This window comes from Paralcaligenes sp. KSB-10 (assembly GCF_021266465.1).
Lineage (GTDB): Bacteria > Pseudomonadota > Gammaproteobacteria > Burkholderiales > Burkholderiaceae_B.
The window spans coordinates 2,363,834-2,379,092 of the sequence record NZ_CP089848.1; the positions used below are offsets into that span (position 1 = coordinate 2,363,834).

General features: G+C 60.8%; 12 protein-coding genes. 4 read left to right on the forward strand and 8 right to left on the reverse strand.

The window, feature by feature from the left end; translation table 11 throughout:
* The first annotated feature begins 161 nt into the window (after positions 1–161).
* Complete coding sequence (locus tag LSG25_RS10705) at positions 162–1,004, forward strand: NAD-dependent epimerase/dehydratase family protein (RefSeq protein WP_232740929.1); 843 nt, start codon at positions 162–164, stop codon at positions 1,002–1,004.
* Between the two features lie 73 nt (positions 1,005–1,077).
* Here LSG25_RS10705 and LSG25_RS10710 read toward each other — a convergent pair whose 3' ends face one another.
* The 3 genes from LSG25_RS10710 to tkt all read right to left on the reverse strand — a co-directional run bounded on the left by LSG25_RS10710 (position 1,078) and on the right by tkt (position 5,422).
* A complete protein-coding gene (locus LSG25_RS10710) occupies positions 1,078–2,274 on the reverse strand; it encodes a phosphoglycerate kinase (RefSeq protein WP_232740930.1) in 1,197 nt (398 codons plus the stop codon).
* Between the two features lie 73 nt (positions 2,275–2,347).
* On the reverse strand, positions 2,348–3,361 hold the full coding sequence (gene gap, locus LSG25_RS10715) for a type I glyceraldehyde-3-phosphate dehydrogenase (protein WP_232740931.1): 1,014 nt from the start codon (positions 3,359–3,361) through the stop codon (positions 2,348–2,350).
* 15 nt (positions 3,362–3,376) lie between these two features.
* The gene (tkt, locus tag LSG25_RS10720; RefSeq protein ID WP_232740932.1) at positions 3,377–5,422 is read right to left on the reverse strand and encodes a transketolase; all 2,046 of its coding nucleotides are present in this window, start codon (positions 5,420–5,422) and stop codon (positions 3,377–3,379) included.
* Positions 5,423–5,638: 216 nt separating this feature from the next.
* Here tkt and LSG25_RS10725 point away from each other — a divergent pair, with 216 nt between their 5' ends.
* On the forward strand, positions 5,639–6,373 hold the full coding sequence (locus LSG25_RS10725) for a 16S rRNA (uracil(1498)-N(3))-methyltransferase (protein WP_232740933.1): 735 nt from the start codon (positions 5,639–5,641) through the stop codon (positions 6,371–6,373).
* 9 nt (positions 6,374–6,382) lie between these two features.
* Here LSG25_RS10725 and LSG25_RS10730 read toward each other — a convergent pair whose 3' ends face one another.
* The 4 genes from LSG25_RS10730 to LSG25_RS10745 form a co-directional block, all read right to left on the reverse strand.
* Positions 6,383–6,853 carry a barstar family protein gene (locus tag LSG25_RS10730; RefSeq protein ID WP_232740934.1) on the reverse strand — a complete coding sequence of 157 codons (471 nt, stop codon included), beginning with the start codon at positions 6,851–6,853 and terminating at the stop codon, positions 6,383–6,385.
* A 2-nt stretch (positions 6,854–6,855) separates the two neighbouring features.
* Positions 6,856–8,082: a patatin-like phospholipase family protein gene (locus LSG25_RS10735; protein WP_232740935.1), complete on the reverse strand. Its 1,227-nt coding sequence runs from the start codon at positions 8,080–8,082 to the stop codon at positions 6,856–6,858.
* Entirely contained in the window at positions 8,063–10,351 is a 2,289-nt protein-coding gene (locus LSG25_RS10740; RefSeq protein ID WP_232740936.1) for an NADP-dependent malic enzyme, read from the reverse strand. Before LSG25_RS10740 ends, LSG25_RS10735 begins: the two co-directional genes overlap by 20 nt.
* A 103-nt stretch (positions 10,352–10,454) precedes the next feature.
* Positions 10,455–11,381, reverse strand: coding sequence for a hypothetical protein (locus LSG25_RS10745; protein WP_232740937.1), 927 nt, complete (start codon positions 11,379–11,381; stop codon positions 10,455–10,457).
* Positions 11,382–11,472: 91 nt separating this feature from the next.
* Between LSG25_RS10745 and LSG25_RS10750 the strand changes: the two genes are divergently transcribed.
* Positions 11,473–12,630: a pyridoxal phosphate-dependent aminotransferase gene (locus LSG25_RS10750; RefSeq protein ID WP_232740938.1), complete on the forward strand. Its 1,158-nt coding sequence runs from the start codon at positions 11,473–11,475 to the stop codon at positions 12,628–12,630.
* 11 nt (positions 12,631–12,641) lie between these two features.
* On the opposite strand, the gene LSG25_RS10755 is transcribed toward LSG25_RS10750, so the two are convergent.
* Positions 12,642–13,556: a transglycosylase SLT domain-containing protein gene (locus tag LSG25_RS10755; RefSeq protein ID WP_232740939.1), complete on the reverse strand. Its 915-nt coding sequence runs from the start codon at positions 13,554–13,556 to the stop codon at positions 12,642–12,644.
* Positions 13,557–13,638: 82 nt separating this feature from the next.
* Between LSG25_RS10755 and ubiD the strand changes: the two genes are divergently transcribed.
* A complete protein-coding gene (ubiD, locus tag LSG25_RS10760) occupies positions 13,639–15,186 on the forward strand; it encodes a 4-hydroxy-3-polyprenylbenzoate decarboxylase (RefSeq protein ID WP_232740940.1) in 1,548 nt (515 codons plus the stop codon).
* Positions 15,187–15,259 lie beyond the last annotated feature (73 nt).

Sequence of the window (15,259 nt, forward strand, 5' to 3'; positions counted from 1 at the left end):
GCTTTGCTTGCCGTGTGCGCGGTATTGTCCGCGCTACGGGTCCATCTGAAAACCGAACTAAAATATAGTTTATCAGTATCGCCTCGTCTCACCCTGCACGGCGGGCAATATCGTCGCGGCCCACTCTGGAACAGTGCACGGATACATTCTCAAGGAAAAAAATGGCAGGTAAACGCGTTTTACTGGCCGGTGCCGGCGACCTGTGCCTGCGCGCCGCGCAATTGCTGCTGAAACAAGGAGATGCGGTCTGGGGCCTGCGACGCCACCCTCCCAAAGATTCGCTTTCCGGCATACAGTGGCTGGCCGGCGACCTGACAGAAGACCTGGACTGCCTGCCCGCCGACCTCAGCCACGTCATTTACGCCCCTACGCCCGATCGCCGCAACGAAGCCGCCTACAGGGCCGTTTTCATGCAAGGCTTGCAGCATCTGCTCGCCGCCCTGAACCACCAGACACTGCAACGATTCCTGTTCATTTCGTCCAGCGCCGTCTACGGCCCCGATGAGCAGGCCTGGGTCGATGAGGCCACGCCGCCCGATCCCCGCGGTTTTAATGGCGAGGTACTGATGGAAGCCGAACGCTGGCTGGCTGCCGAAGTACCCTGCGCCATCCGTTTTCGCCTTGCCGGCCTGTACGGCCCGGGCCGCGTGGCACTGCTCGAACGCCTGAGGCTGGGCAAGGTCACGGTGCCGCGACAGGCCGCGCACTGGGCCAACCGCTTTCATATCGACGACGCGGCGCGCGCCTCGGTGCATCTGCTTGAACTGGATCGGCCCGAGTCCTGTTATATAGGCGCCGACAACCGCCCGCACAAAATCGACGAACTGTACGATGCCCTGGCCCGCATGCTCGATGCCGGGCTGCCGCCCGACGCTCCCATGTCAGAGGAAGTAGGCAGCAAACGCCTGAGCAACGCACGTCTGCGGGCCAGCGGCTTCGAACCCGCCTGGCCCGATGCCATCGAAGGCTACCGCGCCCTGATCAGCCGGCGCGCGCCCATGTAGAACGGACGGATTCGCACAGTGAGAAACGGGTGGGCCCCGCCCTGCCGCCCGCGAGGCGCGGACTTATACAGCCTTATCCGGCCGCTCTTTCTTCCAGGATTTGTACCGCCGGCAAAGGCTTGCCTTCCAGGAACTCAAGGAACGCGCCACCGCCCGTCGAGATATAGCCCACTTTATCCGCGATATGGAACTTGGCTATGGCCGCCAGCGTATCGCCGCCGCCCGCGATCGAAAATCCGGCCGATTCGGCTACCGCTCTGGCCACGCCCTGCGTACCCTTGGCAAAAGCCTCGAGTTCGAAAACACCGACTGGGCCGTTCCAGACTATGGTTCCCGCATTCCTGATAATTTCGGCCAGCTGCCCGGTTGTTGCAGGCCCTATGTCAAGAATCAGATCGTCGTCGGCCACTCGATCGGCCGGCTTGACGCTGGCGTGGGCATCGGCGCCAAACGACTTCGCGCACACCACATCGACCGGAATCGGCACGGCGGCGCCGCGTTTTTTCATCAGGTCGATTACGGCCCGAGCCTGCCCAAGCTGATCGGGCTCGGCCAGCGATTTGCCGATATTCAACCCCGCGGCCAGCATGAACGTGTTGGCGATCCCTCCGCCCACCACCAATTGATCCACCTTCTCGGCCAGCGATTGCAGAATCGACAGCTTGGTCGATACTTTCGAGCCGCCGACAATCGCCACCAGGGGGCGCTTGGGTTCATGCAGGGCGCGCGCCAGGGCGACAAGTTCCGCCTCCAGCAACGGGCCCGCGCAGGCGATGGGCGCAAAACGCGCGATGCCATGAGTCGTGGCCTCGGCCCGATGCGCCGTGCCGAAGGCATCGTTGACATACACATCGCACAAGGCCGCCATTTTTCTGGCCAGGGCCTCATCGTTCTTTTTCTCGCCGACATTGCAGCGGCAGTTTTCGAGCAACACAAGCTGCCCGGCCTGGACCCGCACGCCGTCAACCCAGTTCTGCACCAGAGTAACCGGTGTTTCCAGCAGCTTGGAAAGACGCACGGCAACCGGCGCCAGTGTATCCGCGGCGGCGACCGTCCCTTCCTGGGGCCGCCCCAGATGCGAGGTGACCATCACCGCGGCGCCGGCATCCAGCGCCATGCGTATAGCCGGAACCGATGCGCGTATGCGCGTGTCTTCGGTGATTTCGCCCGCCTCGTTGAAGGGCACGTTCAGATCGGAGCGGATGAAGACCCGCTTGCCCGCCAGCGCGCCGGATTGAGCCAAAGAAGCAAGAGTTTTAACTGTAGACATAAAGAAGCACCAAACCAAGGTAACGGATATGGCAAGGGCGGGTCGCCCCGCCCTTGCATTGATGGCAGACTGCCTATTTGGCCGACATCAAGGCCACCGTGGTATCCAGCATGCGATTGGAGAAACCCCATTCGTTGTCATACCAGGACGAGACCTTGACCAGCGAGCCGGATACTTTGGTCAGGCCCGCGTCGACGGAACTGGACGCCGGATTATGGTTGAAATCCACCGACACCAGCGGCTCGGTGCTGTACTCGAGTATGCCCTTGAGCGGCCCTTGCTCGGATGCGGCCTTGAGAATACCGTTGACTTCGTCCACTGAAGTTTCACGCGATGCCACAAAAGACAAATCGACGAGAGACACATTGATGGTCGGAACACGAATCGCATAACCGTCGAGCTTGCCATTGAGTTCGGGCAGAACCAGGCCAACCGCCGCGGCGGCGCCGGTTTTGGTTGGAATCATGCTCATGGTGGCGGAACGGGCGCGCCGCAGGTCCTCGTGGTACACATCGGTCAGAACCTGATCGTTGGTATAGGAGTGAATGGTGGTCATCAGGCCAGTCACAAGGCCAAGCTTCTGGTGCAAGGGCTGAACCAGGGGAGCCAGGCAGTTGGTGGTGCACGACGCGTTGGAAATGACCGTGTCGCTGGCCTTCAAAACGCCGTGGTTGACGCCGTAGACGATGGTGGCGTCGACATCCTTGCCGCCGGGAGCCGAAATAATGACTTTCTTGGCGCCGCCCTTGATATGCGCGCTGGCCTTTTCCTTGCTGGTGAAAAAGCCGGTGCATTCAAGCACGACATCCACACCCAAATCGCCCCAGGGCAGTTCGGCGGGATTGCGTTGGGCCAGCACACGGATCTTGTCGCCGTTGACCACCATGAAATCGCCGTCGACCGTTACCGTGCCGGGAAATTTGCCGTGGGCCGTATCGTATTGCGTCAGGTGGGCATTGGTCTTGGGCGCACCCAAATCGTTGATGGCCACGATTTCAATATCGTGCTTTTTGCCGTCTTCGTAGTGCGCACGCAGAATATTGCGGCCTATACGTCCATACCCGTTAATCGCCACGCGAATTGTCATTGCTGCTCTCCTGTTTTATAAAACCTGTTCGACTGCCGCCGCCACATGCTCGGCAGTCACGCCAAAATGCTTGAATAAAACTCCCGCCGGGGCCGATTCGCCATAGGTGTCCAAGCCCACCACGGCGCCATCCAGCCCCACATATTTGTGCCAGCCTGCGGTGACGCCGGCCTCGACCGCAACCCGCGGCAGGCCTTTGGGCAACACGGCGGCGCGCCAGGCGGCGTCCTGGGCGTCGAACACCTGAGTGCAGGGCATCGACACCACCCGAACCGCTATGCCCTTGGCGGCAAGCTGCTCTTGCGCTCCCAGGGCCAGGGCCACTTCGGAACCGGTGGCAATAATGATGGCTCGGGCCTGGGCCGCATCGCGCAGCACATAGCCGCCACGTGAAATTGCCGTCATGGTTTGGGAGTCGCGCTCGACAAAAGGCAGATTCTGGCGCGATAAAAGCAAGGCACTGGGGCCTCCGTCTTTTACCTGCATGCCCAGGCTGGCCGGCCGCTCAATGGCCTGTACCCAGGCCACGGCCGTTTCGGTCGTGTCGCAGGGGCGCCAAACGTGCAGATTGGGGATCAGGCGCAGGCTGGCCGCATGCTCAACCGATTGATGAGTGGGGCCGTCCTCGCCCAGGCCGATGGAGTCGTGAGTGAACACATGCACGACGCGCTGCTTCATCAGTGCCGCCATGCGCAGGGCATTGCGCGAATAATCGGAAAACGTCAGGAACGTACCGCCAAAAGGCAGGTAACCGCCATGCAGGGCAATGCCGTTCATGATGGCCGCCATGCCGAATTCGCGCACCCCATAATTAATGTGGCGCCCGAACTGCAGGCCGTGCGTGGTCGCACGAACCGGCACGACACCTTTCCAGTCGGTGAAATTCGATCCGGTAAGATCGGCCGACCCACCCAGGAACTCGGGCAGAATCGGCGCAAAAGCGGTGATTGCAAGCTGAGATGCCTTACGGCTGGCCACGGTTTCGGCCTTGGCGGCAGTGGCCGCCACAAACGCGCGGGCCTGCTCGGCAAAGTCGGCAGGCAGTTCGCCGGCCAGGCGCCGGCGCAATTCGGACGCCTCGGCGGGAAAAGCGCGGGCGTAGGTATCGAAACAATCTTGCCACGCTGCCTGCAGCGTTGTTCCGCGAGGCTTGCCATCCCAGCGTTGGTAGATATCAGCGGGAATCTCGAATGGCGCATACGGCCAGTCCAGGGCCACTCGCGCGGCGGCGATTTCGTCTTTGCCCAGCGGCGCGCCATGTACCTTCTCGGTACCAGCCGCATTCGGGGCACCCTTGCCTATGACGGTGCGGCAGCAGATCAGGGTGGGGCCCTGCCCCTTGGAGGCCAGTTGTTTGGCCTGGACAATGGCGGCGTCGATGGCCGCCGCATCATGGCCATCGATATGGCGCAGCACGTTCCAGCCATAGCCTTCGAATCGCTTCGGAGTATCGTCGGCAAACCAGTTCTTGACTTCACCGTCTATGGAAATGCCATTGTCGTCGTAGAAGACGATCAGTTTGGACAATTTCAGTGTGCCGGCCAGAGAGCTGACTTCGTGCGAAATCCCCTCCATGAGGCAGCCGTCGCCGACAAAGGCGTAAGTGTAGTGATCGACCACAGCGTGGCCAGGCCGGTTGAATTCCCGCGCCAGCAAAGCCTCCGCCAGGGCCATCCCGACCGCATTGCCCAAACCCTGTCCGAGGGGTCCGGTGGTTGTTTCGACCCCGGCAGTCACCCCCACTTCGGGGTGGCCGGGCGTGCGGGAATGCAATTGCCTGAAGTTTTTAAGCTCTTCTACGGGCAGATCGTAGCCGCTCAGGTGCAGCAGAGAATAAAGCAACATGGACCCGTGCCCGTTCGACAGCACGAAACGATCCCGGCCGGCCCATGCCGGATCGGCAGGGTTATGGCGCAAATGCCGCGTCCACAACACTTCAGCGATATCGGCCATCCCCATCGGAGCCCCGGGATGGCCCGAATTGGCTTGTTGAACGGCATCCATGGCAAGCGCGCGTATGGCATTGGCCAAGGATGAATCTTGGGCGGACGATAGACTCATTAAAAACTCACAAGAGATGACTCAGCCCCGCAGAGCCTGGGTGCAACAATATGGTTTGCAAAGCCCTGGATTTTACCACTGGCCGCACAAGCAGCCTGCCCGCCGGCGTTTTACTCGGCGATCGCGCTTTTCTCCGGCATGCCCGCATGCTACCTTAGCAGCCTGGTACCTATTCCATTTTCCCGGGGCCAGCCCCGAAGCACTCCCAGCACAGCCATGGCCACATCGCGCTTTTATTGCCCCCTGCCCCTTACCGCACATCAATCCCTGGAACTGCCCGCGGAGCTTGCGCACCACGCATTACGGGTCTTGCGCCTCAAGGCCGGGGCAGAAATCGTCCTGTTCGACGGTCGCGGCGGCGAGTATCCTGCCATCCTGCAGACAGAAGGAAAAAAAGGCTATGCCGAACTGGGCGCGCAACGCCTGGTCGAAGTGGAACTGTCCGGCGAAATTACCTTGGCCCAGGGCATACCGGCCGGGGACAAAATGGACTGGATCATCGAGAAAGCGGTCGAGCTGGGAGTGCAGCGGCTGATTCCCATTACCGCGCAGCGCAGCGTATTGCAGCTCAGCGGCGAGCGTCTCGAAAAGCGCCAGCGCCACTGGCGAAGCATTGCACAATCGGCCAGCGAGCAATGCGGTCGCAACCGCCTCATGGCAATCGATGCGCCCATGCCGCTGCGGGCCTGCCTGGAACAAGCTGATTCCACCGCGCGGCAAGCCCTGTTTTGCCATCCGGAAGCGCAACAGACGCTGTCGCAAGCCCTGCGGGCTCAAACCAGGCGCCTGATGTTTTTGATCGGCCCCGAGGGCGGATGGTCGGACGACGAACAGGCCCTGGCCAGGCGCCACGGCATAGAAGCCATCCAATTCGGCGCACGCGTTCTGCGCACGGAAACCGCGGGCCTGGCACTGGTCGCCGCGGCCAGCGCCCTGCAGAGCTGGGTCTGAGACGCAGGCTTATTCGTGCGAGCGATGCCCCGCATAAGGGGTTGGCGCCACGCCAGGCTCCGGGTCGGGATGCTTGCCCGCATGCTCGACCACATAGGCAAAATAACGATCATTGTTGACGGCGAACTCTACGGTATCGGCGCACACGCTTTCAATGGCGGCCGCGTCGGCGGCCAGCACCGGATCGCCCGAATGCAGATTGTGCAGCCACAATACTGCCCCGATCTTTTGGTCGAGCACGGTATCGCACAGGCAGTCCGACAAGGCGTCAAGATTACTGCCGAAGTACTCAGGGAAATCGACCGCTTTCGCAATGGCCCTCAATACAGCCGAACAGCTGCGGGCCCGATCGCAATCGACGACGAAAACCGTCATGCCCAAGGTGTTTGCCGCATTGACCACCTCTTCCTGCGAAATCGAGGAAACGTCGAGCAAACCACTTTTCTGCAGTTTTTTTTGCAATGACTGTGCTGGGGCCATTGTTACGTCTCCTTGAAAAACGCCTGGACTTCTTCAACATGGCTCATGCTATCGGCACGACCCAAACGAATGAGCGCTTGCGTATAGCTGGCCTCGAACAACAAATACGAAATAAGTGCACCACCGGTTGACGAGCCTGAACCCGACGATACACCGAGAACGCGAAAAAGGGTACGGGCAGCGCGCGGCATTTGATCCAGATGCTCCATGGCTATTCCATCCAGCGAACGGCTAGGGGTAATTGCCAAGGTGCTCACCGGGCGCAGCGTTTGGCTTTGTAATGCATTCGGGGGCAATTGCGCAAGCAGTTCGTTGATACGGTCCATGCGTTCAAGGTCCATGGACAGGCTATCCAGGAAAATATTCGATAAAGCTTGCCCTCCGATTTGAGCCAAAGTGGGATATTTGGGGTCTTCCTGGCGCAATTCGGGATGGGTATCGTCCTGATGTCCGGTGCCGATTACGAATATTTTTTTCGCACCCAGATGTATGGCCGGGCTCAGGGGCGCCAACTGACGCATCGAACCGTCACCGCACCATTCGACCTGGCTGCCCAGGGACATGGCCTCGGCCGGAAATATGAATGGAATGGAACTGGAAGCCATCAGGTGCGTTACGTCAATATTGCAGGGCACGGCGCGGCGCAAGGAACGACGCCAGGGCTGTATCGTGCGATGCGACTGGTAAAACGTCAGGTGTTCGCCGCTGGTATAGCCGGAAGCCGTAATCGCCAGGGCTTCCAGATGCCCCAGGCTCAGGTTCTGATGCAGCCGGTCGAAATCCAGGGTTGCCGAAAGCAGCTCGACAAGCGGCCGATTATCGAGCAGGGAACGCGGATTCCGGTTGCGCATATGGGGAACCAGCCACCCTAGCGACAACATGCCCAGCCAGCGCAGGCCCGTGAAAACAAGACCGGCGCTGTCGGCCTTGTAGACCATCCCGGTATGCAGGTTTTCCCAGAGGCGCCGAATGTGATCGAGCGCCACATGCGGCGCGTTGGCGTGGCACCCGAGAGCCACCGCATTGATAGCCCCCGCCGACGAACCGCAAATCACTTTGAAGGGGTTCGAAAACTGGGCCGAATGCGCAGGGTCGAGAATATCGAGCACCCCCTGCAGCACCCCCACCTGGTAAGCCGCCCGCGCCCCGCCCCCGGTCAGAACCAAACCAGTGGGCAAGGATGAGTCGAGAACGGATACCGGTTTTTCGTTAGCGCGGAGTGTTGGCATCGACCACTGTCAGCGCCGTCATGTTCACGATCCGACGCACTGTTGAACTCGACGTCAGGATATGCACCGGCGCATTGACCCCCAGCAGGAACGGGCCAACGGCCACATTGCCGCCCGCAGCTGTTTTAAGCAGGTTATAGGCAATATTGCCCGAATCGACGTTGGGACATACAAGCAGGTTGGCTTCGCCCTTGAGCGTGGTGGACGGCAGTATGCGTTGCCGCAAGGCTTCGTCGAGCGCGCAGTCGCCATGCATTTCCCCATCGATTTCAAGCTCGGGAGCGCGTTCGCGTATCAGTTCCAGCGCTTCGCGCATCTTCTTGCCGGAAGCGGAGCTGCCGGAACCGAAATTCGAGCGCGACAGCAAGGCGACCTTGGGCTCGACGTTGAGGCGGCGCATTTCGGCGGCGGCGGCAAGCGTGATTTCGGCGATTTGTTCAGCATTGGGATCGTCGTTGACATGGGTATCGACCAAAGCCACCGTACGCTCGGCCAGCAGAAGGATATTCATGGCTGCATAGGTTCTGGCCCCGGCCGATTTGCCGATGACTTCGTCGATGAACTGCAGGTGATTGGCGTAGGTACCCACCGTGCCGCACACCATGCCGTCGGCGTCGCCCAGGTGCACCATCATGGCGCCGATCAGCGTCAGGCGGCGGCGCATTTCGACCCGGGCCATTTCCTTGCTGATACCGTGGCGGCACATGAGCTCCCAGTATGTGGTCCAGTACTGATGGAAGCGTTCGTCGTATTCAGTATTGGTTACTTCGACGTCGACGCCGAGCCGCAGGCGCAGCCCAAATTTTTCAATGCGGGCCTGCAGCACAGCGGGGCGGCCGATCAGTATGGGCTTGGCGAGCTTTTCGTCGACAACCACCTGCACGGCCCGCAATACCCTTTCTTCCTCGCCTTCGGCAAAGACAATGCGCGACTTTCCACCATCGCGCACCAGGCCCTTGGCAATGGAAAACAGCGGCTTCATGAAAGAGCCCGAGCGATACACGAACTGCTGCAATTGCTCGGTGTAGCCGTCAAGGTCGGCAAGGGGCCGCGTGGCCACGCCGTCTTCCATGGCGGCCTTGGCAACCGCGACCGCGATGCGCACGATCAGGCGTGGGTCGAAAGGCTTGGGAATCAGGTAATCGCGACCGAACGACACTCCGTAAGTGCCATAGGCCGCGGCCACGACTTCGTTCTGTTCTTCCTGCGCCAGCTTGCATATGGCGTGGACGGCGGCCTTTTCCATACCGCGGGTAATGGTTGTGGCGCCGACGTCGAGCGCCCCCCGGAAGATATACGGAAAGCACAGGACATTGTTGACCTGGTTGGGGTAGTCGGACCGCCCGGTCGCCATGACGATGTCGTCGCGCACGGCATGAGCCACTTCGGGCAGGATTTCGGGGCTGGGATTGGCCAGGGCAAGAATAAGCGGCGACGGCCCCATTTTGGCCACCATTTCCGGCTTGAGGACGTTTCCTGCGGACAGGCCCAGAAACACATCGGCGCCATCAATGATATCGGCCAGGGTACGCGCCTTGGTATCCTGCGCAAAGCGTTCCTTGTCGGGATCCATCAGTACCTTGCGGCCCTTGTAGACCACGCCCTCGATGTCGGAAATCCAGATGTTCCCGACAGGCAAACCCAGATCGACCATCAGGTCGAGGCAGGCCAGCGCGGCCGCGCCGGCGCCCGACACCACTACCTTGACCTGATCGATGGCCTTTTTGACGACCTCCAGCCCACCGATGAATGCCGCCGACACGCAAATGGCCGTACCGTGCTGGTCGTCGTGAAATACCGGTATGCGCATGCGCTCGCGCAATTTGCGTTCGACCGTAAAACATTCAGGAGCCTTGATGTCTTCAAGGTTGATGCCGCCGAAGGTCGGCTCGAGGCCGGCGATGATTTCAACCAGCTTGTCGGGATCGGTTTCGTTGATTTCGATATCGAACACATCGATATCGGCAAACTTCTTGAACAGTACGGCCTTGCCCTCCATGACGGGCTTGGACGCCAGGGGGCCGATATTGCCCAGGCCCAGCACGGCGGTGCCGTTGGTGATGACCCCCACCAGATTGCCGCGCGCGGTGTAGCGGTAGGCATTGACGGGATCCGCCACGATTTCTTCGCAAGCCGCGGCCACCCCGGGCGTATACGCCAGCGCCAGATCGCGCTGGCTGAAAAGCTGTTTGGTTGGAGTAACCGAGATTTTTCCAGGGCGCCCATGCTCGTGATATTCAAGAGCCGCCTTGCGAATATTATCTTCCATGATGTTTCTTTATAGGCTGTTTTAAAGTGAGAGACGCTCATTCTAGCCCCAGCCACAAATTAATGGCAGGGCCGTGGCCATAAATGGCCACAATGCCAAAATCCTATATATCCTGGCCCATATATGGATAAATGCCGGAAGGATCGAACAGCGCCTTGACCTGGGAGTCCAGATCGGCGGCAAAAAACCAGGCTTCGTCTTCGGAACTGTCGTGGTGCGTGGTAAAGGCCGGACGTTCGACAGGAGCGGACTCAGCCGCCGTCAGTTCGTTCAGTACCACCCACTCCACCCAGCCCAAGGCGCCCCCATGCCCAAGCAGCAAGTGGGCCAGATTGACCGTTTGTCCCTCGCACGGCAACAACGCGTCGAGACGATAGCGGGCGGGCCAGGGGGCAAGCCGCCTGCAGGCCTGCGCTTCGGTCTTGCCGGCCAATTGAAACAGGTCCGGCACCAGCCGCTGCAACGTCAGGGTCTCGAGGGGCTGCCGGTTTTTTTCGCCAAACGGACCCAGTTTCGCGCTGGTTCCATCGGCCAGCAGGACCGAAGCATGGGCCAGGCCCGACTTGAAGGTTTCGCCCGAATTCCAGTCGCACAAGGTGCGGTCGGCCAGCCAGGCGGCCACGGTGAGGTAGCCTGGCGCGTCGGCGAATTGATGCAGACCCGCCGCTTCCAGTTCGCCCAGCATGCATCCGGGCTGTACGAACCATTGACTGCCGCCTTCCGTCAGGCGCCGGAAGCCGGCCATCTCGTACCCGGGCTCCACCCACAGTACCGGCTGGCCCAGGGGGGTAGCCACCTGGGGCACTCCCCCCAGAGCCATGATTACGCCATACTCGGCACACAGGGCACGCGCATGGTGCGCATCGCTTGCCTCCAGGGGAACCAGGCGCCCGCTGCCCACGCCCTGATCGGTGCCGTAGTCGAAGAAACTGCCCGCGACGCTGCGGCGGATACGCTGGCAGAAATTATCCCAGGGGTTTTGGGAAGGGCGGCGTCCCATCAGAAAAGAACGACGAGAAGAAGGCTGCATACCACGATTCCTTACGAACAGATATTCCAAATATTCACGCCGAGCGGCGAGTCGCTCTACAATCATTCTTTTTGCCCGAGAAGCCAGTCTTATGCCCCGTCTTGCCAAGCGTACCGAACAAGTCATGCCATTCTACGCTGTGGAACTCTTCAAACAGGCCAATGCGCTCAATGCGCAAGGCAGGGATGTCATCAGCCTGGGCATTGGCGAACCCGATTTCACGGCGCCGCCCCAGGTTCTCGAAACACTGAATCGCGCCGCCCACGCCGGACTGAGCGGCTACACCCCACCGGCCGGCATTGCACCACTGCGCGAGGCCATCGCCCATTATTATTCAACGCACTTTTCCGCGGCCATAGATCCGAAGCGGGTCATCGTGACATCCGGCGCATCGGGCGCCCTGCTGCTGGTCAGCATGGCGCTTATCAACCCGGGCGACGAAATCCTCATGCCCGACCCATCCTACCCGGCCAACCAGAATTTCATCATGGGAGCGGGCGGCACCCCGCGCCTCGTCCCTTGCTCGGCGGAGCAACGTTTCCAACTGAGCGCCGCCGACATTAGGGCCAACTGGGGTCCTGCGACACGCGGCGTCCTGATCGCCTCGCCCAGCAATCCGACCGGCACAAGCATTGCCCGGGAAGATATGCGGGCCCTGATTGCCGAGGTCAGGCAGCGCGACGGCTTTATCATCATGGACGAAATATACCTGGGGCTGTACTACGGCGACACGCCGCAAAGCGCCCTCACCCTTGATGACAACGTCATTGTCATCAACAGCTTCTCCAAATATTTCCACATGACGGGCTGGCGGCTGGGCTGGCTGATCGCCCCTGAATCCATGGTGCCGGCCATCGAAAAGCTGGCCGCAAGCCTGGCGATCTGCGCCCCCTCGCTGGCGCAACACGCCGCACTGACGTGCTTCGAACCCGAAGTCATGCGCATTTATGAAAATCGGCGCCTGTCGTTCAAGCAACGGCGCGATTACCTGCTGCCCGAGTTCGAGCGTTTGAACCTGCATGTGCCGGCGATACCGGACGGCGCGTTCTATATTTATGCCGATATCCGCGCGCACAGCCAGGACAGCGATGATTTTTCCCATCGCCTGCTGCATGAAGCCAGCGTAGCCGCCGTGCCGGGGCGCGATTTCGGGCCGGCCCATGCACGCCACAGCATGCGCTTTTCGTACGCGACGGGGCTGGATCGTTTGCAGGAAGCCATCAGCAGGATTGAACGCTTTCTGGCTTGAAAGCCGGCAGGCTACTTGTGCCCGATGGGAATCCCCGAGGCCAGCGCAATGCGGCGTCGCTCGGCCAGCACCTTGGCGCCGTAGCCGCCATCGCCGGGGCCGGTAGAGCCTACATAGCATGCCAGCCCGCCTTCGACCGAGCCGCGCCGCTTGATGCAGTCCTGCAAAATCTGCGAACCGACGCGTATATTGGCAATCGGATTCAAGGCCGCGGCCGACCCGCCGCCAAACCGCGCAAACTTGTCTTTATGAACATTGGCCATGACCTGCATCAGGCCCTGGGCCCCTACATGGCTCTCGGCAAGCGGGTTATAGCGCGATTCGATGGCAATCACGGCAAGCAATAATTGCGGATCGAGATGCTGTTCCCTGCCCACGGTGAATGCGGTCTTGATCAGCACGCCGGCGGCGTTATAGGCAATCTGGTACTTACGGGCGATATAACTGCGCAAAGCCTGCAACTGTGCCTTGCTCACATTGGGAATCGACAGGCTATCGGCCGAAGCCCGCAGGGCATGAGTGAAGTCTGCGGCCGAAGCAATGTCGGCCTTGGGCACCGGAACCGGCTTTTTGGCCACCGGGGCCGGAGTGGAAGGCGGAAGGGCCGATCCCTGGGGGGCGGTGCCTGCCGCGGGCGCGGGTTCCTCGATTTCCGGCTGCAGCGAGGCGGCCAGCATGTCGTCGTTGGCCTGGGCGAACGAGCCTGTCATGCCTCCCTGCATCGCGTCGGGACGCAGGGTAGCCAGCAAGGCCGCGTGCATTTGTTGGGACTGCAGGCGCAGCGAGGGCACGGTCAGGCTCAGCACCAGTGTCACCAACACTGCAATGCCGAGGTAGATCGCCGAAACGTGAACGAATTCCCCGAGTTGGTTTACGAACCCGCGGGCGGATCGAGTGAGTAGATTTTCCGAACTAATGTCGGCCATCCTGGCCCAGCCCAATAAAATAAGTAAAGTCGATGTTAACCTTAGTCCTGCGATTCAAATGTAACCAAATTGGCAGGATTCTGTGAAATATCGTGACCTCAGAGACTTTATAGCGCAGCTTGAAAGTGCGGGCGAACTCAAGCGCATCCGGCATCCTGTATCGACCGACCTGGAAATGACCGAGATCAGCGATCGCGTGCTGCGAGCCAACGGTCCCGCCTTGCTGTTCGAACAGGCGGCACATGGCGGGCGCCCCGCGGCCATGCCGGTACTGACCAATTTGTTCGGAACGCCGAAACGGGTCGCGTGGGGGATGGGCGCGAATGATGTAAGCGCTCTGCGTGATACCGGGGAACTGCTGGCCTCGCTGCGAGAACCCGAGCCCCCCCGGGGGTTCCGCGACGCGCTCGCCAAAGTATCCATGCTCAAGGCGGCCCTGTGGGACATGAGTCCCAAAACCGTCAAGAATCCGGCCTGCCAGGAAATCGTGCTGGAAGGCGACGAGGTGGATCTGAATCAGATTCCGCTGCAACGCTGTTGGCCGGGCGACGTCGCTCCACTGTTGACCTGGGGCCTGGTCATTACACGCGGCCCCAAGGCCCGCCGCCAGAACCTCGGCATTTACCGGCAACAGCTGATCGGTCGCAACAAGCTCATCATGCGCTGGCTCTCGCACCGCGGCGGGGCTCTGGATTTTCGGGACCACACGCTCACTCATCCCGGCACGCCCTTTCCTGTCGCCGTAGCGCTCGGCGCCGACCCCGCCACCATCCTGGGCGCGGTTACCCCCGTTCCCGACAGCCTGTCCGAATACCAGTTTGCGGGCTTGCTGCGAGGATCCCGCACCGAAGTAAGCAAAGCCCTGGGCAGCGACCTTTCCGTTCCGGCCTTTGCGGAGATAGTGCTTGAAGGCCATCTGCTGCCGGCCGGCGATCCGCGCGCAGCTCCGCTGGTCGTTCCAGACGGCGCCAAGGGCCCCGCCGACAAAAACTATGAAATGGCGCTGGAAGGGCCTTACGGCGACCACACCGGTTATTACAACGAACAGGACTGGTTTCCGGTCTTCACCGTCGAGCGCATCACCATGCGCCGCAAACCCATTTACCACAGCACCTATACCGGCAAGCCTCCCGACGAACCCGCTGTGCTGGGCGTGGCGCTGAACGAAGTGTTCGTCCCCCTGCTCAAGCGCCAACTGCCTGAAATCGTGGATTTTTATCTGCCCCCCGAGGGCTGCAGCTACCGCCTGGCCGTGGTGTCGATCCGCAAGCAGTATCCCGGACACGCCAAGCGCGTCATGTTCGGCCTGTGGAGCGTGCTGCGCCAGTTCATGTACACCAAATTCATTGTGGTCGTCGATCACGACATCGACCCGCGCAACTGGCAAGAGGTCATCTGGGCGATGACGACTCGCATGGATCCGGTGCGCGATACCGTGCTGGTTGAAAACACGCCTATCGATTACCTGGATTTCGCTTCGCCGGTGTCGGGCCTGGGTGGAAAGATGGGGCTGGATGCCACCAACAAATGGCCAGGCGAGACCCTGCGTGAATGGGGTACCCCCATAGTCATGGATGACGCGGTAAAAGCCCGGGTCGACGCCATGTGGCAAGATCTGGGATTATCGTAAAACGTAGGGGCAGCCCCTTGTGGCCGCCCGACACACGATGGCTATTGAATCGACCAGGATGGGTACAAGCCTC